The sequence below is a fragment of the Egicoccus sp. AB-alg2 genome, from assembly GCF_041821065.1.
In the GTDB taxonomy this organism is placed as follows: domain Bacteria; phylum Actinomycetota; class Nitriliruptoria; order Nitriliruptorales; family Nitriliruptoraceae; genus Egicoccus.
In genome coordinates this window covers 254,058-276,836 of the sequence record NZ_JBGUAX010000005.1, presented here as the reverse complement: position 1 = coordinate 276,836, position 22,779 = coordinate 254,058, and the positions used below count along the sequence as shown (strand labels likewise).

General features: G+C 69.9%; 28 protein-coding genes. 17 read left to right on the top strand and 11 right to left on the bottom strand.

Annotated features, from left to right (window positions below):
- Positions 1 to 29 precede the first annotated feature (29 nt).
- From ACERM0_RS11200 to ACERM0_RS11190, 3 genes are all read right to left on the bottom strand, one after another.
- A complete protein-coding gene (locus tag ACERM0_RS11200; protein WP_373678680.1) occupies positions 30 to 920 on the bottom strand; it encodes a hypothetical protein in 891 nt (296 codons plus the stop codon).
- Positions 917 to 1,528 carry an RNA polymerase sigma factor gene (locus ACERM0_RS11195; RefSeq protein WP_373678679.1) on the bottom strand — a complete coding sequence of 204 codons (612 nt, stop codon included), beginning with the start codon at positions 1,526 to 1,528 and terminating at the stop codon, positions 917 to 919. Before ACERM0_RS11195 ends, ACERM0_RS11200 begins: the two co-directional genes overlap by 4 nt.
- A 189-nt stretch (positions 1,529 to 1,717) precedes the next feature.
- Complete coding sequence (locus tag ACERM0_RS11190; protein WP_373678678.1) at positions 1,718 to 2,230, bottom strand: RNA polymerase sigma factor; 513 nt, start codon at positions 2,228 to 2,230, stop codon at positions 1,718 to 1,720.
- Positions 2,231 to 2,457: 227 nt separating this feature from the next.
- On the opposite strand from ACERM0_RS11190, the gene ACERM0_RS11185 reads away from it, so the two are divergent.
- Both ACERM0_RS11185 and ACERM0_RS11180 read left to right on the top strand, forming a co-directional pair.
- On the top strand, positions 2,458 to 3,516 hold the full coding sequence (locus ACERM0_RS11185; protein WP_373678677.1) for a ScyD/ScyE family protein: 1,059 nt from the start codon (positions 2,458 to 2,460) through the stop codon (positions 3,514 to 3,516).
- 206 nt (positions 3,517 to 3,722) lie between these two features.
- Positions 3,723 to 4,109 carry a ChaB family protein gene (locus ACERM0_RS11180; RefSeq protein WP_373678676.1) on the top strand — a complete coding sequence of 129 codons (387 nt, stop codon included), beginning with the start codon at positions 3,723 to 3,725 and terminating at the stop codon, positions 4,107 to 4,109.
- Positions 4,110 to 4,177: 68 nt separating this feature from the next.
- Here the strand turns inward: ACERM0_RS11180 and ACERM0_RS11175 are convergent, their stop codons facing one another.
- Together ACERM0_RS11175 and ACERM0_RS11170 are read right to left on the bottom strand one after the other, a co-directional pair.
- Positions 4,178 to 4,630 (bottom strand): DUF2510 domain-containing protein, encoded by a 453-nt coding sequence (locus ACERM0_RS11175; RefSeq protein ID WP_373678675.1) that lies wholly within the window; start codon positions 4,628 to 4,630, stop codon positions 4,178 to 4,180.
- A gap of 40 nt (positions 4,631 to 4,670) precedes the next feature.
- The gene (locus ACERM0_RS11170; protein ID WP_373678674.1) at positions 4,671 to 5,291 is read right to left on the bottom strand and encodes a hypothetical protein; all 621 of its coding nucleotides are present in this window, start codon (positions 5,289 to 5,291) and stop codon (positions 4,671 to 4,673) included.
- A gap of 179 nt (positions 5,292 to 5,470) precedes the next feature.
- On the opposite strand from ACERM0_RS11170, the gene ACERM0_RS11165 reads away from it, so the two are divergent.
- The 4 genes from ACERM0_RS11165 (at position 5,471) to ACERM0_RS11150 (ending at position 6,900) form a co-directional block, all read left to right on the top strand.
- On the top strand, positions 5,471 to 5,662 hold the full coding sequence (locus ACERM0_RS11165; RefSeq protein ID WP_373678673.1) for a hypothetical protein: 192 nt from the start codon (positions 5,471 to 5,473) through the stop codon (positions 5,660 to 5,662).
- Between the two features lie 32 nt (positions 5,663 to 5,694).
- Positions 5,695 to 6,036 carry a type II toxin-antitoxin system death-on-curing family toxin gene (locus ACERM0_RS11160; RefSeq protein ID WP_373678672.1) on the top strand — a complete coding sequence of 114 codons (342 nt, stop codon included), beginning with the start codon at positions 5,695 to 5,697 and terminating at the stop codon, positions 6,034 to 6,036.
- Positions 6,037 to 6,091: 55 nt separating this feature from the next.
- A complete protein-coding gene (locus tag ACERM0_RS11155) occupies positions 6,092 to 6,472 on the top strand; it encodes a VOC family protein (protein ID WP_373678671.1) in 381 nt (126 codons plus the stop codon).
- A 119-nt stretch (positions 6,473 to 6,591) separates the two neighbouring features.
- Positions 6,592 to 6,900 carry a putative quinol monooxygenase gene (locus tag ACERM0_RS11150; protein WP_373678670.1) on the top strand — a complete coding sequence of 103 codons (309 nt, stop codon included), beginning with the start codon at positions 6,592 to 6,594 and terminating at the stop codon, positions 6,898 to 6,900.
- A gap of 31 nt (positions 6,901 to 6,931) precedes the next feature.
- Here the strand turns inward: ACERM0_RS11150 and ACERM0_RS11145 are convergent, their stop codons facing one another.
- Positions 6,932 to 7,159: a winged helix-turn-helix transcriptional regulator gene (locus tag ACERM0_RS11145; RefSeq protein WP_373678669.1), complete on the bottom strand. Its 228-nt coding sequence runs from the start codon at positions 7,157 to 7,159 to the stop codon at positions 6,932 to 6,934.
- 254 nt (positions 7,160 to 7,413) lie between these two features.
- Here ACERM0_RS11145 and ACERM0_RS11140 point away from each other — a divergent pair, with 254 nt between their 5' ends.
- Positions 7,414 to 8,343 carry a phosphotransferase enzyme family protein gene (locus ACERM0_RS11140; RefSeq protein WP_373678668.1) on the top strand — a complete coding sequence of 310 codons (930 nt, stop codon included), beginning with the start codon at positions 7,414 to 7,416 and terminating at the stop codon, positions 8,341 to 8,343.
- A 56-nt stretch (positions 8,344 to 8,399) separates the two neighbouring features.
- On the opposite strand, the gene ACERM0_RS11135 is transcribed toward ACERM0_RS11140, so the two are convergent.
- The 4 genes from ACERM0_RS11135 to ACERM0_RS11120 all read right to left on the bottom strand — a co-directional run bounded on the left by ACERM0_RS11135 (position 8,400) and on the right by ACERM0_RS11120 (position 10,121).
- The gene (locus ACERM0_RS11135; RefSeq protein ID WP_373678667.1) at positions 8,400 to 8,774 is read right to left on the bottom strand and encodes a DUF5615 family PIN-like protein; all 375 of its coding nucleotides are present in this window, start codon (positions 8,772 to 8,774) and stop codon (positions 8,400 to 8,402) included.
- Positions 8,771 to 9,001, bottom strand: a complete 231-nt coding sequence (locus ACERM0_RS11130; protein WP_373678666.1) for a DUF433 domain-containing protein — start codon at positions 8,999 to 9,001, stop codon at positions 8,771 to 8,773. Before ACERM0_RS11130 ends, ACERM0_RS11135 begins: the two co-directional genes overlap by 4 nt.
- Before the next feature lie 137 nt (positions 9,002 to 9,138).
- The gene (locus tag ACERM0_RS11125) at positions 9,139 to 9,642 is read right to left on the bottom strand and encodes a site-specific integrase (protein ID WP_373678665.1); all 504 of its coding nucleotides are present in this window, start codon (positions 9,640 to 9,642) and stop codon (positions 9,139 to 9,141) included.
- Entirely contained in the window at positions 9,534 to 10,121 is a 588-nt protein-coding gene (locus ACERM0_RS11120) for a hypothetical protein (protein WP_373678664.1), read from the bottom strand. The genes ACERM0_RS11125 and ACERM0_RS11120 overlap by 109 nt, the downstream gene beginning before the upstream one ends.
- A gap of 196 nt (positions 10,122 to 10,317) precedes the next feature.
- Here ACERM0_RS11120 and ACERM0_RS11115 point away from each other — a divergent pair, with 196 nt between their 5' ends.
- From ACERM0_RS11115 to ACERM0_RS11105, 3 genes are all read left to right on the top strand, one after another.
- A complete protein-coding gene (locus ACERM0_RS11115; RefSeq protein ID WP_373678663.1) occupies positions 10,318 to 10,542 on the top strand; it encodes a hypothetical protein in 225 nt (74 codons plus the stop codon).
- On the top strand, positions 10,539 to 10,934 hold the full coding sequence (locus ACERM0_RS11110) for a type II toxin-antitoxin system VapC family toxin (RefSeq protein ID WP_373678662.1): 396 nt from the start codon (positions 10,539 to 10,541) through the stop codon (positions 10,932 to 10,934). The genes ACERM0_RS11115 and ACERM0_RS11110 overlap by 4 nt, the downstream gene beginning before the upstream one ends.
- Before the next feature lie 309 nt (positions 10,935 to 11,243).
- Positions 11,244 to 12,236 (top strand): hypothetical protein, encoded by a 993-nt coding sequence (locus ACERM0_RS11105; protein ID WP_373678661.1) that lies wholly within the window; start codon positions 11,244 to 11,246, stop codon positions 12,234 to 12,236.
- Positions 12,237 to 12,330: 94 nt separating this feature from the next.
- Here ACERM0_RS11105 and ACERM0_RS11100 read toward each other — a convergent pair whose 3' ends face one another.
- Entirely contained in the window at positions 12,331 to 14,439 is a 2,109-nt protein-coding gene (locus ACERM0_RS11100; RefSeq protein WP_373678660.1) for a UvrD-helicase domain-containing protein, read from the bottom strand.
- A gap of 144 nt (positions 14,440 to 14,583) precedes the next feature.
- Between ACERM0_RS11100 and ACERM0_RS11095 the strand changes: the two genes are divergently transcribed.
- The 7 genes from ACERM0_RS11095 to ACERM0_RS11065 all read left to right on the top strand — a co-directional run bounded on the left by ACERM0_RS11095 (position 14,584) and on the right by ACERM0_RS11065 (position 22,753).
- The gene (locus ACERM0_RS11095; protein ID WP_373678659.1) at positions 14,584 to 16,950 is read left to right on the top strand and encodes an McrB family protein; all 2,367 of its coding nucleotides are present in this window, start codon (positions 14,584 to 14,586) and stop codon (positions 16,948 to 16,950) included.
- Positions 16,928 to 18,115: an McrC family protein gene (locus tag ACERM0_RS11090; RefSeq protein ID WP_373678658.1), complete on the top strand. Its 1,188-nt coding sequence runs from the start codon at positions 16,928 to 16,930 to the stop codon at positions 18,113 to 18,115. The genes ACERM0_RS11095 and ACERM0_RS11090 overlap by 23 nt, the downstream gene beginning before the upstream one ends.
- A complete protein-coding gene (locus ACERM0_RS11085; protein ID WP_373678657.1) occupies positions 18,115 to 19,275 on the top strand; it encodes an HNH endonuclease in 1,161 nt (386 codons plus the stop codon). Before ACERM0_RS11090 ends, ACERM0_RS11085 begins: the two co-directional genes overlap by 1 nt.
- A gap of 2 nt (positions 19,276 to 19,277) precedes the next feature.
- Positions 19,278 to 20,003 carry a DUF6884 domain-containing protein gene (locus ACERM0_RS11080; RefSeq protein ID WP_373678656.1) on the top strand — a complete coding sequence of 242 codons (726 nt, stop codon included), beginning with the start codon at positions 19,278 to 19,280 and terminating at the stop codon, positions 20,001 to 20,003.
- Positions 20,000 to 20,692, top strand: coding sequence for a hypothetical protein (locus ACERM0_RS11075; protein ID WP_373678655.1), 693 nt, complete (start codon positions 20,000 to 20,002; stop codon positions 20,690 to 20,692). Before ACERM0_RS11080 ends, ACERM0_RS11075 begins: the two co-directional genes overlap by 4 nt.
- 176 nt (positions 20,693 to 20,868) lie before the next feature.
- Complete coding sequence (locus ACERM0_RS11070; protein ID WP_373678654.1) at positions 20,869 to 21,900, top strand: hypothetical protein; 1,032 nt, start codon at positions 20,869 to 20,871, stop codon at positions 21,898 to 21,900.
- Between the two features lie 421 nt (positions 21,901 to 22,321).
- Positions 22,322 to 22,753, top strand: a complete 432-nt coding sequence (locus tag ACERM0_RS11065) for a DUF898 family protein (protein WP_373678653.1) — start codon at positions 22,322 to 22,324, stop codon at positions 22,751 to 22,753.
- Positions 22,754 to 22,779 lie beyond the last annotated feature (26 nt).

Here is a 22,779-nt window from a genome sequence, read left to right as displayed (position 1 = left end):
GTTGGCGGGCCGCGTCGCCCGTGCCGGGATCACCCGGGGAGGGTCGGCTCCGCGTTGCGGACGACGGTGCCGTCGGCCAGCGTCAGGTCGTAGGTCAGGACGAACCGGGGCTTGCCGTCGGGCTCGTCGGCCGCGTCGCTGAAGGCCGCGCCGGGCCACCAGGCGGTGTAGCGGCCGTCGGCGACGCTGGCCTCCACCGTCATGTCACCGGCGTGGATGGTGACGCCGACGACCTGCGCGCCGACCGCGCCGTCGGTGATCGACGCGCCCTCGAACTGCGACACCGCGCCCTGCGTGTAGCCGCGCGGCGGCGGCCGCAGCGCCGGACCGGAGCTGCCGCCCACGCCGCTGTTGACCTCCAGCACCTCGTCGGTCCCCGGCGGTTGTCGGGCCAGGCACGCACCCGACAGGTCCGGGTCGTCGGTGCGGTACAGCAGCGCGACGTGCTCGCCGCGCCGTTCGGCCAGCACCAGCCGTGCGCGCGACAGGTCGAGCGAGGAGCCCTCCAGCTGTGGCCGGCAGGCGGCGGCGACCCGGGCGACGTCGTCGTCGGCGGCCACCGCGGGCACGGCCGTCCAGGACGCGTACGACGGCGACTCACGCTGCACGAGCTCGACCGCCACCGCTCCCGCCACGAACGTCGCGACCGCGGTCAGCGCGATGCCGGCGCGCCGGCCGTGCCCCGGGCCACGGTTCGGCGCGAACCACCGCTTCCGTGGAAGCGCCTCCGACGACCGCTTCCGGTGCGGCGCTGCGGACGACCGCTTCCGCGGAAGCGTCGCCGGGGCGGCGCCACCGCGGTCCGGGTCTGTCGCGACGATCCGCTCGAGCGTGGCCATCGCGCGCTGCTGCTCGTCGGCCGTCATCGGCCGGTCGGCGGGATCCAGCGTTCGCAGTGCTGCCTCGATGTCCTGCGTCATGGCCGCGTCTCCAGCGTCGGATCCCACGTCGTGGGAGGGAGGTGTCCAGTCGTGGACGCGGGATCCGTGGCCGCGGGGTTGGCGGCCGCGGACTCCGCGGTGGCGTCCAGCTGTCGGCGCAGCGCCCGACGGGCGCGCAGCAGCCGCAGCCGGAAGGCGACCGGCGAGATGCCGAGCACCTCGGCCGCTCGCGGGGAGGTCAGCTCCTCGAACACCGTGAGCGCCAGCGCCTCCTGGTCGGCTGGCCGCAGCCGCCGCCAGGCCGCGGCCAGCTGCAGCCGGTCGGCCACGCCGTCGTCCGCGCCGCTGGTCGTTCCGGTGGGCGCTGCGACGGTGGCGATGCGGACGGCGAGCGCCTGGTGTCGGGCGTGTCCCCGGCGGCTGTTCAGCAGGCAGTGGCGGGCGACCCCGAACAACCAGGCGCGCTGGTCGTCGTGGTGCTGCGGTGCCTCGTCGAGCCGCCGCCACGCCACCAGGTACGCGTCGGCGACGACGTCCTCGGCCTGCGCCGGCTCGACGCGCCGCAGCGCGAAGCGCAGCACCTCGGCGTGGGTGTCGAGGTAGAGGGCGCGGAACCGGGCCGCGCGATCGGGTTCGTCGTCTGCCATGTCGTGGTCCGTCCGGGGACTGTGTCACCCCTACCTGTCCGGCGCGGCAGGGAGTGTTTCATCCGGCACAGATGCGAGCACCTCGGCGCGGGCGCGTCGGGTCGGCGCGGCCGGGACGCGTGCGACCGCGGCTGACGGAGCGGTGCTCAGCCCTGCGGAAGGGCGGCGAGGCGACGGCGGAAGCTGGGCTCACCCGTGCGGGAGGGCGGCGAGCCGGCGGCGGGAGCGGTGCAGCCGGGCGCGCACGCTGGCGGGTGCGAGCGCCAGCTCGTCGGCGATGTCCTCGCACGAACGGTCGTCGAGGTAGTGCGCCACGACCGTGTCCCGGTCGGCGGGCGTGAGGTGTCGCAGCAGGCGGTCGACGTGGTCGCGTTCGGCGGTGTGGTCCTCGGGTCCGGCGACGTCCGTGGGCACGCGGCTGAGGGCCAGCGAGCGGCGTTCGCGGTCGCGCCGGCGGAAGCGGTTGACCACCTCGTTGCGCAGCGCGCGGGCGACGTAGGCGTCGGGGTTGTCGGGCAGGCCGTGGCGTTCCCAGCGTGCCCAGACCCGCAGCAGCACCTCGGAGGCGACGTCCTCGGCGTCGGCCCAGTCGCCGAGCAGGTGGCCGGCCAGGCGGCGGGCGCGTTCCCACCGCTGCGCGTACCAGGCGGCCGAACCCACCTCGACGTCGTCGGGGGTGGCGAGGCTGGCGAGGGCGGACATTGGGGTGACCTCGAGGTGGCTGCGCCGTGACCCGCTGCCCGGCGTCGACGCTTCGCAGCGTCCGCCGGGCCGCTTGCCGGCTGCTTGGCGTGGTCTTGACGGCGGCGCCCGGCGGCGTCCGGCGCGCCGCCCAACGTCGGCTCAACGTCGCCCCAATCGGCCTCACGGAACCTGCCGGCCGTCGGAGTGGCCGCACGGGGCGGTCACCCGTGCGCAAAGGAACGCACGTGATCGAGCACCAACGCCGCCGCCTCCGCCGCGGCACGGCGGCCGGACTGGGCGCCGTCCTGGCATTGTCGATGGCGCTGCCTGCAGGGGCGGACACGGTCGTGACGCCGGTCGTCGAGGACGTCGCCATGCCGCTGGGCCTCGCCATCGGTGAGGACGGCACCATCTACGTCGCCGAGGCCTTCTTCGCGTTGACGACCGTGGATCGCGACAGCAACCGCACGACCCGCTACGAGGGCGCGGTCGGTGGCGTCGACGCCACCGGGAAGGGCAACGTGGCCGTCGTCGGCGGCGGGCCGACGCAGCTGACGGCCCTGCAGCCGAGCGGGCGGACGTCGTTCGTGGCCTCGCTGGAGGACCACGAGACGGCCGTGAACCCGGACGGTGGCGTGCGCTACGGGTTCGTGGATGCCGACGAGGCGTGCCAGGCCGAGTTGGGGGCCATCGCCGACTTCCTGGTGCCCTACGACGGGATCGTGGAGTCCAACCCGTACGCGGTCGCGGTCGCGGGCGGGGAGTGGTTCGTCGCCGACGCGGCTGGCAACACGATCGTGCGGGTCGGCCGCAACGGGCGCGTGTCGACGCACGCGGTGCTGCCGCCGGTGCCGGTGACCTTCACGCAGGAGCTCGTCGACGGGATCGCCGAGCAGTACGGGATCGCGCTGCCGTCGTGTGTGGTGGGGCAGAGGTTCCTGGCCGAGCCGGTGCCGACCGACGTCGAGGTCGGTCCCGACGGCGACCTGTACGTGTCCTCGCTGCCCGGCTTCCCCGAGCTGCCCGGCATGGGTGGCGTGTTCCGGGTGGACCGGCGCTCCGGTGCGGCGTCGTCGGTCGCGACCGGTCTGACCGGTGCCGTCGACCTGGCGGTGGCGGGGGACGGCACGATCTATGTCGCGGAGCTGTTCGCCGGCCGCATCAGCGCCGTGTCCGGCGGTGCGGTGTCCACGTTGGTCGAGGTGGACTCGCCTGCGGCGATCGAGGTCGCGCGCGACGGGACCGTGTACGCCACCACGGGGGCGTTCGGTCCCAGCGGCGCGGTGGTGACCATCACCCCGTGACGTGAGACGCGGGGCCCGCGCACGGGCGGGCTCCGCGTACGTGGTCCCCGTGTCAGGGGCGGGGCCGGCCGGGGGGCCGGCCCCGCCCCTTCGCGTTCGCCGCTCGGGTCGTCGCCGGCCGCTGGCGTTCGCCGCCGTTCGGCCAGCCCCGGCTTGGACGGCGCACGGCACGGTGAGATGGTGCGGCAACGGCGGAGGTTCGAACGATGCCGATCGAGAAGAAGGACGACCTGCCCGGCACGATCCAGCGATCGCCGAAGAAGGCGCAGCGGACGTTCGCGAAGGCCCACGACTCCGCCTTGGAGACCTACGACGGCGACGAGGAGCGCGCACACCGGGTGGGGTACTCGGCGCTGAAGCACAGCTACGAGAAGGTCGACGACCACTGGGAGCCGAAGGACGAGAAGGGCCCGTCGGACGAACGCGCCAAGCGCGGCGGTCCGGGCAAGGAGGGCCGCACCGCCGGAGGCGTGGACGTCGAGGGCCACAGCAAGAAGGAGCTGTACGAGCGGGCGAAGAAGCTCGATGTTCCCGGCCGCTCGTCGATGAGCAAGCAGGAACTCGGCGAGGCGATCGCCCGCAAGCAGGACTGACGATGAGCTTGGTGTCGATGCGGTGAACGGCGTATCAGGTACCGCCATCGTGCGATCCCGCGGCGCGTTCAGCCGGCGAGGAACTGGCCGACCGCGAGCGCAGCGCCCAGGAGCAGGAACGTGACGAACACCGGCACGCTCCAGTAGGTCACCAGCCGCCATCGCCGTGCCGAGCGGTGCCGACGTCGCGCGGTCGCGAGCTGGCCGGCGCGCCAGGCCCGGTCGGCCCGCTTGGCTTCGACGGCCGAGACGGCGGCCAGGACCGGCATCCAGACCATCGGCAGCAGAAACAGGAAGAGGAAGGAGCCGCCGAGGAGCCATGCGGCGTGCCTGGTGCTCCGCTGGAGTTCGGTGGCCTCTTCCTCGAGGTCGTCGATCGCCGCCGGCAGCCCGTCGCGCGCCAACTCCTCCGGCGACCACGTGCGCGACTCGTCCGTCCACACGTCACCGTCGTGGTAGCGCAACTGCACGAGCGCCTCCGGATCGAGGTACCAACCGGGCGCGGTCGACTGTTCGGACACGCGGTTTCTCCTTCGTCGGCCATGCGACGGCGGGTGGGCGTCAGGAGCGACGGTGCCGGCCCTCGGGTGCGGGTGCGGCGCACACGTCGCAGATCTCGTCGTGGAAAGGTGGCGCGTCGAACGGGGGATAGGCGCCCACCAGTTGCAGCGGCGGCGGAGGCTCCTCGCGGTAGGACAGTGGGAGGTCGTCGTCGGGATAGGGCGGTTCCTCACGCTGCAGCGACTCCTGTGCCCACGCCCGCTCTTCGCGCCACTCCTGGGCGCGACGGCAGCCGTCGCACTGGACGTAGGCCGGTTCGCTGCGCTTGGCGGTCTCCACCTCGGTGGGTTTGCGGCAGGTGCGGCACGTGACCGACGTGACGCGTGGGGTGACCAGCCGCTTGAGCTCCGCCGGCGCGATGCCGAACGCGCGGGCGATGTCGTTGACGCGCAGGTCGCGGACCTCCCAGTACAGCCGGTCGACCAGCTCACGCGGCGGGAGGACGTCGGTGTCGCGGTAGGCGGCCGCCGCGTCGATCAGGGCGAGCGCGAGCTGCTCCTTGGCGACCGTGGCGTGGCTGCGCGCCGCGGTGGCCTGCTGTTCGGCTTGCCGGAGTCGGCGGATGGCGGCCGTCAGCAGCTGTTCGTCGAAGTGCGGCTCCGCGGTGACGGTGTCGGTCATGTCGGCCTCTTCGTCGTCGTGGCGAGGAGCAGCATGCGCCGCGTCGGCAGCGCCGGCCGGTTGGGATCGCCGCTGCCTGTGGACGAGCGTTGCCTGGCGTCGCACACCTCGCCGGCTGGGATGGCACCATGTGTGCTACGTCGGTAGAAGGGCTGCCCGTGTCGGAGTTCGTGGCAACCATGGACGACGCAGTGCTCGCCGGGCTGCGCGAGATCGCTGCCCGGGAGGGACGGGCGCTCGAGGACGTCGTCGCGGAGGCCCTGCAGTCCTACGTCGCGGCGCATCGGACGCGGCCACGGTCCGAGGTGCTCGCACACCTCGAGGCCTCGATCGACGAGCACGGCGAGCTCTACCGCCGCCTTGCCGAGTGACGGTCTATCTCACCACCCTCGAGGTCCTGGCGGTGCACGACCGGCTGCTGGACGCCTTCGGCGGTGCGGCCGGGCTCCGCGACGCCGAGGGGCTCGACGCCGCGCTCAACCGTCCGCGGAGCGGCTACTACGAGGACGAGATCGCGGAAGCGGCGGCGCTCCTCGAGAGCCTCCTGGTCAACCATCCCTTCGTCGACGGGAACAAGCGCACGGCGTTCGCCGTCGCGGACATCTTTCTGCGCTTGAACGGCCGCAGCTTGAAGGTCGAGACCGACGAGGCGTACGGCGTCATCGTCGGCGTCCTGGAGGACTCCAAAGATCGCTTCGCTCGTCTCGAAGCGTGGCTGCGTCGCCGCACGGCTACGAAGCCTTGACCTGACGGAACGCGTGAACCAGGGTGGCTGAACCGAGCTGCTCGAGGGGAAGCGCGTGAAGATCCGGTTCCAAGTCGTCGCCATCGATGCGGCGGAGCTGGAGCCCGTGAGCACGTTCTGGGCCGGCGTCCTCGACGGCACGGTCGACGTCGATGACGACTGGCACATGGTCATGGACCGTGACGGGGTGCCGCGCATCGGTGTCCAGCTCGCACCGAACCACGTGCCGCCCGACTGGCCCGACGGCGAGGTGCAGCAGCAGCTGCACCTCGACCTGTGGGTCGACGACCTCGCGGCCGCGCACGAGGAGGTGATGGCGCTCGGGGCGAGGCTGCTCCGCGCGGCGCCGGACCTGGATGCTGAGGAGGGCTGGCAGGTCTACGCCGACCCCGCGGGCCACCCCTTCTGCCTCTGCTGGCACCGCTCGCTCGCCTGACGGGTTGGTCCGTCGGAGTGCGGGTGGTCCGCCGTGGTCCTGGATGTCCGCGATGCTGTGGACGAGCTGCCTCGACGTCGCCGGCGTGGGGGCCCACGACGAACGAAGGACCACCAGGGATGTACGGACTTCACGGACGGATCGACGCAAGCGACGGGCACGGTGAGGAGATGGTCGGCCACCTGCTGGCGGGCGTCGACGAACTGGCCGAGCACGGCTGCCTGCTCTACGTCGTCAGTCGCCCCGACGACGCACCGGACGCCGTCTACGTCTACGAGGTCTGGACCGACGCCGAGGCACACCAGGCGTCGCTGCAGCTGCCGAGCGTGCAGGAGGCGATCGCCAAAGCGCGGCCGATCATCGCCGGGATGTCCGAGCGGGTGGCCTTCACCCCCGTCGGCGGCCTGGGCCTGCCGTCGGTGGGGTAGTGGGTGCGCCCTCCCGGAGTGGTCGACGCGGCTACCTCGAGGTGGTGGTGACGGTGCGGGCAGCGTGTGGCCGGCGCTCGACGACGCCGCGCTGCTCGAGCACGCGCACGTGGTGGAGCACGGTGCTGGCCGAGGCGACCCCGACCTCGGCCGCCAGTTCGCGCAGCGACGGTGCGAACCCGTCGCGCTCGTGCAGGCGCTGGAGCGCGGCCAGCACCTGCCGCTGGCGCCGCGTGAGCTGGAGGTCGGGATCGTTCATCGGCGTGCCTCTCGCTGGAGAGCGCGAACCGTCGCAGGCCGGACGCAGGCTGGCGGATCGGGCACGTCGCCGCTTGTGGAAACGTCCCCGGCGCGGCCCGCGGTGGCGGGACGCGGGTCTGCCGACGGTCAGCTCCAATGGGCCGGACTGGAGGCGGCCCGCGAGGCTGTCCGTGTCGCCCGGTGGTGGTAGAAGCCCCCAGCACCACCGAGTTCGGTGCTGCCCAGAGTCCGTGTCGAAAGGAGACGCGTCCGATGGTCGTCGAGACCGCAGGTCAGCCGCCAGCCGCCTTGCTGGCGTGGCTGGTCGACGTGCTGGGCTCCGGCACCGAGATCGTGGCGACCGTCGACCTCTCGCAAGCCGATTCGCGGGGTCCCTGGCGCGTGCAGGTGCGGCGCGACGGCGATACCCGGGATCTGGTGCTGAAGGCGGCCCGGCCGGACGACGAGGAGCGTCCGAGGTACGCGACGGCCACAGCGGCACTGCAGGTGGCCGAGCAGCACGACGTCCCGGCGCCGCGGCCGGTCGCACACGACATCGCGGGGGAGTGCGGTTGGCTCACGCTGGTGACGACCGCGCTCCCCGGGACCAGCCGGATCCCGAGCCGTGCGACGTCGGAGCGTCTGCGCGGCCTGGGTCGTGCCGCGGCAGGCATTCACGGCGCTGCCGTGTCGGTGAGCGACGTGCTGCCGGTGCGGGCGCGGACGCTCGATGGCTACGACCTCGACGCTGCCGGGACCAGGACGCCGTCGACGCCGCTGCTGTCCCGGGCGCGCGAGTTCCTGGCGTCGACGCCGGCGCCGGCGGACCCGCTGGGGTTCGTCCACGGCGATCTGTGGCAGGGCAACATGCTGTGGGACGGGGACCACTACTGGGGCGCGATCGACTGGGACTTCGCCGGCGTCGGGCCGGCCGGCATCGACCTGGGCTCGCTTCGCGCGGACGTCGCCGTGCTGCACGGCGTGGAGGCGGCCGACGAGGTGTTGCGTGGCTGGGAGGAGGCAGCCGGTCGCCCGGCGAACAACGTCGCGTACTGGGACGTCGTCGCGGGCGTTGCCACGCCGGACGACCTCGGCGGCTGGCTACCCAACTTCCACGCCCAGGGGCGCACCGACCTCGACCTGGCGACCGTCACCACCCGCCGCGACCGCTTCCTCACCGACGCGCTGGCCCGACTGCGCTGACCGAGGATCTGCGTCTCGGAAACACCGGCTGGCATCCCGATTCCCGTTGCTCAGCCCTACTGGGCGGTGATGGGCAGGCTGCGCAACCTGATTCGCTCGGGCGTCAGGCTGGCGACCGCCCCGTCCTCGAGTTCCTGTCCGATCTGCGTCAAGGCGGCGACGACGAGGCGGGCTTGCTCGTCCGGCGTGAGGTGATCCGACGATCGAAGCGTCACGACGGAAGGAGTCGGCGTACCGCGCGCTGCCAGCAACGCACCGAAGTCCGTATCGGCGGTCACGATCACACGGTGTTGTTCGGCAGCGGCAACGAGGATGTCGGCGTCATCGGTGTTGCCGAGGCCGGCGTCGAGGACGTGTACGGCGTCATGGCCAGCCCGCTGCAACGTGGTGATCAGCCGCGGTGACAGATTCTCGTCGACAAGCAGCCTCATCCGGCGGCGGTGAGGCGAATCTCACGCTCGCGAGTGACGGCAGCGGCGTACTCCAAGGCGGCGAGGACGTCGTCACGTTCGAGTTGCGGGTAGTCCTCGAGGAGTTGCTCGATCGTGCGGCCCGCTGCGAGTTGACCGAGGACGGCACTGACGGTGACCCGTGTCCCTCGGATACAAGGCAGGCCCTGCATCCGAGCAGGGTCGATGGAGATCCGCTGAAGGCTCATGCGGTCATCGTAACCGTCGGCGGATCGGTGGGAAGGCCGCTCGCACGCTGGCGATCGGGCTTGCTGGCACCCCCCAAGCCATGAACGAGCATCGGGGGCCTTCGAGAACAGGTCGTCGACGTCATGTTCTGCCACACCTAGGGCGTTGACGGGGTGGCGGTTCGCACGAGCGCGCCGATTGCGTCGGCGGCGGCTTGGTCCATCGCGGGAAGCACGTGGGCGTAGACGTCCAGGGTCAGCGCGACCTTGCTGTGACCGAGCCGTTCGCTGACGACCTTGATCGGCACGCCGGCCTGCAGGAGCAGCGTCGCGTGGGTGTGGCGCAGGTCGTGGAGACGGATGACGGGCAGCTCCAGACCCGGCCACTGGCGGCGCCAGCGATCGCTGACTTCCTCCGGCCGCCACGGGCTGCCGTCGGGACGGGTGAACACCAGTGGGTACGGCGCCGAGGCTCGGCGTGGTTGTCGTGCCAGGAGCTCGGCGGTGTCGGTGTCGAGGTGGAGCGTGCGGACCTTGCGGGTCTTGGTGCGCTTCAGCCGGAGCTGGCCGCCCGCCGACGTGAGCGCCGCGGCCACTCGGAGCTGCGGCACGTCGAGGTCGAGGTCCTCCCAGCGCAGGCCGAGCAGTTCGCCGCGGCGCATGCCGGTCCCGAGTGCGACCCGCCACAGGTCGTGGAGCTCGCGGTCGCGCGGGTATTGCGGAAGTGGGTGACCTGCTGGGCGTCCCACGTGCGAAGACGTCGAGGTGCGTCGTCGAAACGGGGATCGATACGGGGAACGGTCGCCCGGGCCGCAGGGTTGGCGGGCAGCAGCCCGTCCCTAACGGCGTCGCCGAGGGCCTTGTGGAGGACCGCGTGTGCGTACGCGACGGTGCGTCGTGCGAGCGGTCCGCCCTGACGGTTGCCGCGCTCGAGGAGCCGCACGTAGTGCAGGTCGAGGTCGCGGGTCGTCAGCTCGGCGAGGGGGATCGCGCCCAGGCTCGGCCGCAGGTAGATGCGCGCCATCGCGGCGTAGTTGTGCCAGCTGGTCGGCTCGATCCGGGTCCGCTGCAGCTCGAACCAGTCGTCGAGGTAGCCGTCGAGCGTCTGACCGTCGGCCCCGCCGCCGGACGGTGCACTCACCGGCTCACCTGGCAGTGGATCGGTCCGATGTCCATCCCGCGCTCCTCGGTGCTCCTTCGAAGGCACGAGATTGCCGTCGCTGTTCGCGAGGGCCGCCGACGGAATCGCCATGGGCTGTGGATGGGCGAGGCGAACCATCCGGCCTGCCCGGTAACCCCGGTGTTGCATGCACTGCTCATGCTCGTATGCTGAGCGCATGAAGAACCTGCAGATTCGCAACGTCCCTGATGATGTGCACCGACGACTGAAAAGCCGCGCGGCGCTCGAGGGTCGCTCGCTGTCGGAGTACGCACTGCACGAACTGGTTCGCGGACTCGAGCGGCCCACCCGGCGAGAGTTGCTGGATCGTGTCCGCGAGCGTGCGGCGGTCGAGGACGTCGACATCGTCGAGATACTCCGCGACGAGCGCGACCGCCGATGATCGTGGTCGACTCCTCGGCCATCGTGGAGTGGCTGCTGCGACTTCCACGGGCGGAGGCGGTCGAGGCTCGGCTGTCGCGCCAGGACGAGACGCTGCATGCGCCGCATTTCGTCGATGTTGAGGTGGCGCAGGTGCTTCGGCGGCTGACGCCAGCTGGCGCGGTAAGGGAGGAACGCAGCCGTCAGGCGCTCGACGACCTCGCCGACCTGGACCTGGTTCGCCATCCACATGACGTGTTGCTTCCGGTGGTCTGGCGGCTGCGTGACAACCTGACCGCGTACGACGGCGTCTATGTCGCTCTGGCCGAGGTGCTCGACGCGCCGCTGCTGACCCTCGACGCACGCCTCGCAGCAGCACCTGGCCACCGCGCCCGCATCGAGGTCGTGGGTTGACGCTCGTGGTCGGAACAGTTCGATCACGAGCCGGAGCGGACGATCAGCGGGGTCGCCGCCCCCGACCTGAGGCTTCGGGTCGTGCCACCCGAATCACGCTACGTCGCAGCACTCGATGCCATTCGATCGTGTATCGAGTGGGGCCGGTGGCGGCAGCGCCAAGGGTGGCGACTGCGTCACTGATCACGTCTTCTGCGCAGGCGCTGGGGGTACCCCGGCGTCGGACCGCGCGGCGTCGTCGCGAACGAATCCGGTGACTGGGTTGCAGCGATCGCCTAGGTTCGTGGCGCGCGGTGGAGGAGCGTGGACGTGGCGAAGAATCCGCTGTTCTCGACGTACCGGCAGGGCGAGAACCGAGTCACCTCATCGATGCTGGCCGTGTTCGAGCGCATCGACTTGTCGCTGCTCGAAGAGCTGCTCACAGCCGCCACTGGGGAGTCGTCGCTGCAACTCGTCAGCTTCGTCAACCAGCCGCCGGGTCGCGGTGCGTCCGTTCCAGATGGCCGGATCTCCGCTCGGTTCTCGTACTGGTTCGAGGTCAAGACCGTCCCTGACGCCGTCAGCCGGCGGCAGTTGGACCAGCACCTGCACAGCCTGACCGATGACGATCAGGACGAGCGACTCTTCGTGGTCACGCCGGATGCGGTCGAGCCTGCGGTCGTGGCTGAGCTGAATGACACGCGCGTCGTGTGGTTCTCGTTCGCATCGCTTCACGATGCGATTGGGCTGGTCCTCGAGGGATCGGATCAGGTTATCTCCGAGCGCACCGAGTTCTTGCTCCGCGAACTGCAGGCGCTCATCGTCGACGACGGGCTCCTAGACCACGATGACGTCGTCGTGGTTGCCGCTCGTGTCGCCTACGGCGAGTACCTCAACCATGCGGCCTACATATGTCAGCCTGGCCGCAGCTTCCGGGAGGGACTGACATACCTCGGCTTCTACGCGAGCGGCGCGATACAGCGTGAGGTTGCGCGCATCCTGTACCGCGAGGATGGCGTGCCCTTCGGCCCTGATGAGGTTGAGCGTCGGCGCACGTCGGACGACCCGTTCGACCAGCGCATGGCGAGTGTCATCGAGGCCTTCGTCGGTGAGGGCGCACGCCAGGCCAGTGAGTCGTACCAGGTGTTCCTGCTCACGCCGGCGGAGTCTCAGACCACCTTGATACTCGAGCGCCCAATCCTCAACACGAAGCGGGCAGCAAGCGGCCGTCCCTGGGCTTGGACATTGCACCAGAGGTATGTGAACAGCCGGCAGCTAGTCGATCCCGCAGTAGGTACGACGGAGGACCTTGAAGCCGGCTAGGGTCACGGAGCTAGCACGAGGCTGGGCTCCGGCACCGGTGTAGCGACGGTACCTGACCTCGGTTGCTCCGGTGCTGCCGATCCGGCGGCGCTCGTCAGATCACGCCGACCCAGAGGCCGTCGCGTGCGCGGGTCATCGCGACGTACAGCTCTCTGCGTAGACGCTCCCACCGTTCGCGCTCTGCGCCGTCGGCGGGCGGCTGCGCTTCGCCGAGCTGATGGGCCTGCACGTCGGGGAGGAGTACCTGCTTGAACTCGAGCCCCTTCGCGCGCTTGATGGTGCCTACCTTGATGGCATCCACGGGCGCGCCGGTGTATTCCTCGAGCATGACCACCGTCGCGCCGGCGCGACGAAGTTCTTTCGCGGCCCTGAACGCGCCTCTGCGTGTGACGCAGAGCACGCCGAGGTCACCCTGCTTCGTCCCGACCTCGCGCAGCACCGCTCGCGCCCGTTCCACCATCCGTTGGTCGCGGTCCTCGCGGCTGCGGAACGTCTCCACGACGGGTTCGGGCCCTTCCCGTGCGATGACGTGTGGCGCATCACCGCGCGCGACGGCGCCCTCGATGTCGGCGAACTCGTCGCCCGCAACCATCCTGGAGGCGAAGTCAAGGATCTGCGCGGTGTTCCGGTAGTTGACGTCCATGACCACCCCGCGGCCGGCCAGGCTGATGCCGGCCTCGCCGAGCGTGTAGCCGCCCGGGTAGATCGACTGCTGCCCGTCACCGATCAGGGTCAGGCCGTCCGGCGCGTCACCCACGAGCGCGTGCAGCATCCGGATCATCGCGCAGCTGAGATCCTGTGCCTCGTCGACGATCACCGCCGAGTACGGCTGCTCCAGCGGCTGCCGCTGCAGTTCCGCCTCCGCGAGCAGGATCACGTCGGCGAAGTCGTGGATGCGCCGACGACGCAGCTCGGCGTTGTAGGCCGAATACAGCTCCCAGACCGCGCGCCGCTGGTCGACACTCATCCGGCGACGTCGTCCGGTTCGGTCGAGCTCCGCGTAGGTCTCCCAGCGAGAGATGCCGCGTCCCTTGAGGACGTAGTCGATCTCCTCCCGCCAGTACGCGGCCTCTGCGGTAGAGGTCTTGAGTGGACTCGCGTCCGGCACCCGCGTCCAGACCTCATCGAACGCCTCGTCGGCCTGCTTCGGGTTGATGCGGTGGTGGACACCGCGGCTCACGAGAAGGTTCTTCGCGAACCCGTGCACACCGCAGAACTCGACACGGTCGGCGACATCCGGCGCCAGCCGCAGCAGGAGCTGTTGCATCACCGCGGGCAGCGTCTTGACGAACGTCGTGACCAGCACCTTGCCGGGCCGGCTTCGAGCCAGGTACGCGGCGCGGTGCAGACCTACGACCGTCTTCCCGGTTCCCGCGGCCCCACGCACCCGGCAGGGCCCGTTGAAGCTCCGCCGGACCAGCTTGGCCTGGTTGGGGTGCAGGAAGGACATCCAGTCCTCGATCGGGCTGGCGAGGATCCCTTCGAGCAGTGCGGACTGCACCTCGTCGTCGCTCAGCAGCGCGTCCTGCGTGGCCTGCGGCGTCGTCAGCGTCGCCACCGTCGGGGGTGCCGGCGGGCTCAGGATCGGTTCCTCCACTACGGCCGTCACCGGCGCAGGCGCGTTCAGCTGCGGGAAGAACGTCAGCGCCCGCCCGAGGACGACGTCGACCTGCGCAGGCGTGAGCCGGTTGCCGTGAGCGGCGATGTGTCGCAGGACGTCTTTCTCACCGACGACACGGACACGTCCGACCCGCTCGTCGATGCCCTGTCGGCCTGCAAGCACGACGACGGGCCGCACCTCACCTGGCGCGAGGCCGACCTCGACCAGTTCCTCCTCGGTGAGCGCACCCAGGCCTTCCAGTGCCGCGAGGCTGTCGGTCGCGTCTTCCTGGCCACGGAAGATGCGGTCGCCGGTGATCGCCACATCCGCCCAGGCCTTGGTGTCCACGATGAAGACGCCACCTGGTCCCACTACTACGAGGTCGACCTGGGCGCGCTGGCTACCCGGCCAGCGCCGGTCTGCGAGCAGGTGATAGCCGACCCCGGACAGCGGGGCGAGCACGGCTGCGGTCCGGCGCTCGGTCTCCTCGGCGATCCCGAACCGCTTCGCCGCGGCACGAGCCTCGGCAGCGGCGCGGTGGTGCGCATCCGCGAGTGCCAACTGGCGACGAGACTCGGCCCCGGCGGAATGTCCTGCGGTCATCCCCGTACCCCTTTCGGGACAACATCGGCACCAAGGCAGCAGGCCTAAACGGTGACCACGCGAGTACGCGGCGTCGGCCGGACCTTGCCGGGCTCTCCTGATCTACCGACCTAGGGTTGCGGAGGACGCGAGACGGAGGGCTTGGTGGCAAGGATTCAGAGCGAGGCAGCTGACCGCGTGTACGACATGGTCCAGCGCTGGGTCGAGGTCGCCCTGCGCCAGGACAGCTCCTTGTTCACGCCGGAGCGGTCGATCTGGGCTCCGGACGTGATCGACGAGTTCCATCAGCTGCACGTCCAGGCACCGAGCCCGGACGGTGGGTCGTTCGAGTCGAACCTCCTGGACCAGCTCGCTGGCGGTACGGCCGCCTGCTGGCAGTTCGCGGCCGAGCTCGTGTTCGTCCACTTCCTGATCGTGTCCGAACGCGCCGTCGGGAGATCGAAGAAGCTCGAGCTGATCGAGCGCCTGCTTGAGAAGGACGCCGACGGGGCCGAGGTCCCCGACGAACTCCGGGAGGTCATGGCCGACGGGTTCGTGCATCCCGGCCAGGGCTTCAACCAGATGCGACACGCCCAGATCGGGTTCCTCACCGAGTTCGTGCGCGCCTGGAAGGCACTCGCCGCAGAGGCGAGGCAGCGGACCCTCGCGGATCCCTGGGAGTTCAAGCGCTTCGCGCTCTCCGTGGAACCGCACGGCGGCTTGTTGATGCGCAATGCACTGCTCCACCTGGTGCATCCCGACACGTTCGAGCGTGTCATCGTCGGGAAGGCGAAGCGGCAGATCGTCAAGCGGTTCGCTGAGCTGGTCACCACGGAGCAGGACGACGAGGACCGGCAGCTGCTCGACATTCGCGCTGGCCTGGAGCCCGAGTTCGGGCCGGAGCTGGACTTCTACCAGCCGGCGCTCGTCAGCCAGTGGCAGCCGGACACCACGCCATGGGGTCGCACCATCACCTGGGCGGCACGGTTTTACAAGCTGCCGAACTACGACGGGTGGGAGCGCGACTACAAGTTCGAGATCGCCGAGCGGATGAGGCTGGCGGTCGAGTCCGGCCGGGTCGAGGAGTTGAAGGCGGCGCTGCGCTCGAGCAAGAACAACCTGCTGCCGCCCATGAACAAGGTGCACCTGCGCAACTGGATGGAGCGAGCACCGGAAGCAGCGCTGGAAGCTCTCCGGGCCGCGACGGACCCGGACGAACCGCCGCTAGCGCGGGCGCGCGGCTTCCTGGAACTCCTCCCGGACGACATCGTCCCAGGGCTGCACTCGCGGGCACGGGTGCTCGCGTTTGCCGTGTTCACCGGGGATCCAGAGCAATTGCCGCCGTATCAGATGACCCCGTACCACAAGGCGTACGAGCTCACCGACGACGGGCCATCCCCGATCGCGGACGACCCGGTGGGCGTCTACGAGCAGGCGCTCGCCTTCCTCGACCGCTTCGTAGAGGAGGCGGCAGCCCGAGGCCTGGAGCTACGAGACCGCCTCGATGCGCAATCGCTGCTCTACACGCTGGTGAACGACGACCCGCCGCAGGAGTGGGACGACGTCGACCGACGCGCGTTCGCTCGCTGGCGCGGGGAAGCCATCGACGAGGAGGGGGACGAAGAGACGACGACGCCCGTCGACGACCCGCGGCCGCGGGGCGACCTCGCCGCGCTCTCCGAGCGGCTCTACCTCGGTGACCGGTTCCTCCCGCACGTGAGGCAGCTGCTCGGGATGAAGCCGCAGGTCATCTTCTACGGGCCTCCCGGGACGGGAAAGACGTACGTGGCCCAGCGCCTCGCGGAGGCAATGGCCGGCACCGACGGGCACGTCGAGATCGTGCAGTTCCACCCGTCCTACTCGTACGAGGACTTCGTGGAGGGCTATCGGCCTGACCCCGAGCGAGGCGGGTTCCGGCTCGTGGACGGACCGCTAAAGCGGCTGGCGAAACGGGCTATCGAACACGCCGACGTGCCGCACGTGCTCATCATCGACGAACTCAACCGCGGCAACGTGGCCAAGGTGTTCGGAGAGCTGTACTTCCTGCTCGAGTACCGCGGCAGCAAGCTCTCGCTCCAGTACTCCAGCGAACCGTTCCGCCTTCCCGACAACCTCTACGTCATCGGCACCATGAACACCGCCGACCGCTCCATCGCGCTGGTCGACGCGGCGCTGCGGCGGCGGTTCTACTTCGTGCCGTTCATGACCGACGAGGAGCCGGTCAGTGGTCTGCTGCGGCGGTGGATCGCCGACAACGCGTCGCATATGAGTTGGGTGGCCGACCTCGTCGACGAGGCGAACCGGCGACTCGGTGACCGGCATGCCGCCATCGGTCCCAGCCACTTCCTCCGCAAGGAGGGTCTGACCGACGAGTCGGTCCGGATCGCCTGGCGCTACAGCATCCTGCCGTACCTCGAGGAGCAGCTCTTCGGGGAGCCCGAGCGGCTTGACGAATTCGGGCTCGATGAGCTGACGCGGGCGCTCCGGGCGACGGTCGAAGGCGAGGTCGATGCGGCGTCTGACGCTTCGTGAGTACCGGCGCGAGCCGGGCGTCGAGCTGTCCACGACACAGCGTGACGCTCTGTCGACGCTCGGCGGGGTCGACGTCCGGCCCACACCCGGGCAGAGCGGCGCGTACGACCTGACCCCCGGGTCCACCGTGGGCACGCTGGTCGTCGACGGCTTGCAGGTGGATCTGCGTCCGAAGATCCCGCTCGATCGGGTGCTTTTCCTGGTGTCGTATGCGCTCGATCCGGTGCGCTGGCACGAGCAGCGCGTTGGACTCGACGAACGAGCGACCCTGGTCGAGGCCATGGCGCTTCTGTGGCTTTCCGGCGCCCAGCAGGCCCTCCGCCGCGGCCCCCTGCAGGGCTATCAGCGGCGTGAGGAGGCGCTCCCGACTGTCCGTGGCCGGATCCGCATCGGTGACCAAGTTCGGACGCGACACGGCCTCGTGCCTCCCGTCGAGGTGACGTACGACGAGTTCACCACCGACATCGAGGAGAATCGCCTGCTCGATGCCGCCGCTGTCCGCGTTGCTCGACTACCGCTGCGAGGCCGAACGATCCGTGACCGGCTGGCTGGCGTTCTCGCGCACCTCGATGACGTGCCGTTCGCGTCGTACGACGTGCGGCGGCTCCCAGCGATCCGCTTCACACGGCTCAACCGCCACTACCGGACGGCCGTCGAGCTCTCGAAGCTGGTGCTGTCGACGACCAGCGTCGAGTTGGGTGGCGCGCGCCGGGAAGCAGGGTCGTTCCTCGTCGACATGAACGCCGTCTTCGAGCATTTCCTCTTCACCGCGTTGGTCGAGGCCATGCCGCGGACGTCGATCGTCCACGAGCGCCGGATCCACCTCGACCGCGATCGGCGGGTCGCCATGAAGCCAGACCTGACCTGGCTCGAGGGACAGCGTCCCGTCTTCGTCGCCGACGCGAAGTACAAGGCACTGCGCGACCGTGATGGCCGTCATGCCGACCTGTATCAGCTGCTCGCCTACGTCGTCACGCTCGGGCTCGAGAGGGGGCTCCTCGTGTACGCCGCGGGTGAGGGCGAACCCGGACACCATGAGGTCGTGGAGTTGGGGCGCTCGCTCCACGTGGCATGGCTGGACCTGTCGGGGCAGCCTGCGGACATCCTGGCCTCGGTCGCCGACCTGGCGAGTCGCATCCAACAGCTGACCACGGCGGTGCGCTGATGGCCCGCCAACCCAGTTCGCGGCCGCAGGCAACCGACGGGTCACTGGCCTTCGCGGAGAAGCTTCTCTCGCTGCTCGACACGGGCAGCTTCACGACGTCGTACAAGTACGCGCTGTTGATCGCCCTGTTCGATGCGACGGTGGAAGGCACCGCCGCCGATGGCGCCGCACCTCGATCTCTCCATGGCCGTGACCTGGGGCGTCGGGTCTTCGAGCTGTACTGGCGCCAGGCGCGTCCCTACTCCGAGGCGGGACCGTTGCGCCAGTCGCGACAGCGCGACCTGGTGGTCAAGATCGGGGACCTGCGACGTGGGCTGGGGCTGGCGGAGCACGTCTCGCTCGACGCCGCGCGAGCAACTCATCCCCTCGCCGTCGGTCGACTCGAGCGGGAGTTGGTCGCGACCGTCGTCCGCTACCCAATCCCGCTGCTGCAGCGGTTCGGAGCTTCGGGCACGTCGGTGGAGGACCGCTTCATCTACGACGTCCGCTGGGACGACGGCATCTCCGCTGGACGGATCCACCGCGACGACTTCGACGACCGGCTGCACCTCGTCGACGGGGCAGGGCAGCACCTCATCGCCATCGCGGGGCTGGCGCGACCCGTGGTCGAGCGGGAATGGCTGCGCCACGTCGCGCGACGCAATCCCGATCACGTCGACGAGCTGCGACTTGAAGCGTTCCTGTTCGGAAGCGAGCGGGTGTCACTCCACGCGGTCCGTGAGCCGCTGCTCGCCCTCCAGAACGGCACGTGCTTCTACTGCGGCGGTGAGCGAGGGACCTGGGAGGTGGACCACTTCCTGCCCTGGGCTCGGTGGCCCGACGATCGGCTCGACAACCTCGTGGTTGCGCATGCCCGCTGCAACAACGACAAGCGGGCTGCGCTGGCCGCGATCGGTCACGTGGAACGGTGGTGGCAGCGGTTGCTGCCGGGTACGCGGGACGATCAGCAGCTGCAGGAGGCGTCGACCCGGTTGGCATGGCCGCGCCGTCCCGATCGAACTGCGGGCGGCGCGCGTGGCCTTTACCTCCACCAGCCAGCAGGCACGATGTTGTGGGCCGCGCCGGGGCAGGTCGAGCCGCTCGACCCGGACCGGCTGCGTGATCTTCTGCAGCCGGCATCCCTCGCGGCCGAGCAGCGAGGTTCATACGGGGAGGAGTGACCGTGAGGGTCGGACTCGTGGGGTGCGTCAAGTCGAAGCTGAACCGCGCGCCAAGTGCCGCTGATCTCTACACCTCGCCCTTGTTCTCGGGACGCCGTGCCGCGGCCGAACGCCATTGCGACCGCTGGTTCGTCCTCTCGGCGCTGCACGGGCTCGTGCACCCCGACCAAGTGCTGGAGCCGTACGACCACACCTTGAACGACGTGTCGGTCGTGGAGCGCCGCCGGTGGTCCCTGGGGGTCGTCGAGGCGCTTGGCACAGAGGTTGGCGATCTGAGCCGGACCACCTTCGAGGTGCACGCTGGTGCGACGTACACCGACCATGGTCTCGTCGAGGGACTGGAGGCTGCAGGGGCAGAGGTAGAGCTACCGGTGCGCGGCCTGGGCCTCATCGAGCAGCTGGCCTGGTATCGCTTGCCGGTCGTTGGGGAAGAGCGGCGCGCGAGCGCAACGCGCCAGGCTGGACGGACGGGTCCTGGCCGACGAGGTAGGCGCTACGCGGGCCTGCGCACCCATCTCGAGTCGACCGGCGACGGGAGCAGCACCTTGCGCTTCGCAGACATCGAAGAGCTCCTCGGGGCACCCCTCCCGGCGTCCGCCCATCAACACCGGGCGTGGTGGGGGAACAACGGTCGCAGTCCGCAGGCGGCCGCGTGGCTCTCGGCCGGCTACGAGGTCGAGGCGGTCGACCAGCGGGCCAGCTGGGTGCGCTTCCGGAGGGTGCGATGAGCCTTGATCGCCGGGCAGCGCTGGACGAGCTGTACGCCGCGATCGGCGAGCTTCGTACGCGCCTGGACGGCGCCCGCCAGCTGGCAGACGCAACCGGAAGGTCCGGATGGCCCGACCAGGGCGTGTATCTATTCTTCGAGGCGGGGGAGTACCGGGAGGACGGCGTGACGCCGCGTGTGACGCGCGTGGGGACCCACGCACTGACCGCGACGTCGAAGACCCGGCTCTGGACGCGACTGGCACAGCACCGCGGCTCCGTCGGTGGCACGAATCCCGGCGGTGGCAATCATCGCGGTTCCGTCTTCCGGCTCCACGTCGGAACTGCGCTGATCGCCCGTGACGGCTGGCCGGGTGCCGCGCCGACGTGGGGGCGTGGCTCGAATGCCAGCCGCGAAGTCCGCAACCAGGAGGCCGAGCTCGAACGCGCCGTCAGCCGGTTCATCGGAGCAATGCCCGTGCTGTGGCTCGACGTGCCGGAGCGAGCCGATCGTCGGGTGATCGAGGCGGGTCTCATCGCGCTGCTGTCGGATGCCGGGCGAGAATCCCTCGATCCTCCGTCCCAGACGTGGCTCGGCCACCACGCGAACCGCGACGCGATCCGCCGCTCCGGCCTGTGGAACGTGAACCACATATACGAGGCGCCCAACCGCGCGGCCGTCGACGAGTTCTGCCGTCACGTGCTTCGCTGACCCGAAGTGTGGACGACAACGGTGACGTGCCCCGCTGTCGACGAGCTTCGGCTCCCTGGCGACCCTCTCGCGGGGCCATGCATGCGAAGGGTCGCGTCGGAGTGCGCGGTGCGATCATGGGACGGAAGGTGGAGACGTGCTCATCAGAACCCGGGCGAGTCTGGGAGCCCCCCGGCGTGACGACGTACGAGAACGAAGGCGAGCTCCAGGCCCTGGTGGTGGAGTCGCCCGAGCTCGTCGGTGCTCCCGCTTCCGTGGTGGCGTTGCGCGAGTTCGCCCTTCCCAATGCGGGGTACCTCGACGTCTTGTTGATCGACCTCGATGGTGCGATCACGCTCGTGGAGGCCAAGCTCAACCGCAATCCGGAGATCCGTCGCGCCGTCGTGGGCCAGCTGCTCGGCTATGCGGGCGGCCTCTGGGGGATGTCCTACGACATGCTGGACTCGGTCGTGCGAAGCCGGACGGGATCGGCACTGGCCGAGCTCGCGCGTGCCGTAGCCGGCGAAGAGAACTTCGAACCTGACGACTTCCGCGCGCGTCTGGCGACCAACCTGACCGACGGTGTCTTCCGACTGGTCTTCGCCGTGGACGAGATCACCGAGGATCTCAAGCGAGCGGTCGAGTACCTCAATGCCCATACGACGAGCGCGCTCGAAGTCATCGTCCTCGAGTTCCGCTATGCCAAGGTGGAGGGAGTTGAGATCCTCCCACCCAACACCTTCGGCGAGGAGTCGGCGCGCCGCAAGCAATCCGCACGCAGTTCCGTCAATCGGTGGAGCGAGAGCACTTTCTTCGATGCGGTGGAAGAGCGGGCGGCGGCCGAGGAGCGGCGACTCCTCCAGACGCTCTACGACTGGGCGGCGCCCCGGGTGAGCTACTTCTACTGGGGCGAGGGGAACAAGCCGGCCTGCACCTTCGTCTTCGAGGCACCCGAGGGAGCGGTCCAACCATGTCGGATCGTGGTCACAGAGGGCGGCATCGTGGTGCGTGTCGCCTTCGGCTGGGCTCGGAAGCGACCGCGAGTAGCGCTGGAGGCGATGCTCGATCGCCTGACCGAACTGCCTGGCTTCGCCGCAGTTCGGGAGGAGGTTCTGGCCGCGGACTTCCGCAAGCATCCAGGGCTCCCCATTACGGAATACGGCGACGAGGGCATCCAGCGATTGACCCGGGCCCTGGAGGCCTTGCTCGAGCATCCGCCGGAAGCCTGAGATCGCGGTCGGCAGCCGGAGAGATGACCCCTGCTCTGTTCCATTCGGGCCGGATGGCGGATCGGCACGGTTCGCCCATCGCTCGCGCTGCTGCATGGAGCCACCCCGTGACACCAACCTGACTCGGGGCTTCGAGATGGCAGTGCGATGTCGCGTGCTGGTCGAGCAGAGGTCGTTGCTCGCCGTCGTCCGCGCGACGTCTTCCCAGCTGACGCGCTTCGGCGAAGGGGCGGGGATGGCGGGGAGTCAGCACATGCCGAGCACGTGCGCTAACCCAGCGGACTGAAGGCTCGGTGAAGTTGTCGACGCAGCGGCCTCCAATGCTTTGCCGGGCGGGGCCAAGGCCGACGTGGGCGGTAATGCGGATCTGCGTTCGCGGCGCATCAGCCGACCGCGCTCACCGAAACACGGGAGAAACCACATGGGGCGTTCGACAACCTTCCGCTTCGACGGCGGGGCCGGCACCTACCTCGGGACGGGCATCCTCGCCTTCCTCGTAATCGTCTGCACGCTCGGGATCGCGACGCCGTTCGCGATCGTGCTGCAGCAGCGCTGGCGCGCGAAGCACACCTACGTCAACGGCCATCGTCTGATCTTCCTCGGGACCGGGACGGGGCTCTTCGGTCACTGGCTCAAGTGGTTCGCGCTGACCGTGATCACCCTGGGGGTCTACAGCTTCTGGGTGATTCCCCGCGTTCACCGCTGGATCGTCGAGAACACGGACTTCGACCCCGCTTTCACGTCTGGTCCTGCCTTTCAGGGCGGAACCAGCGTGGTCGGACATCTAGGCGGAGCAACACCGGCTCCGCTGCAGGCGAGCGACCGCCCCGCAATTCCGTCGACCGACGTCTGAGCGCGGCGGCGTTCACCGGCTCCAAC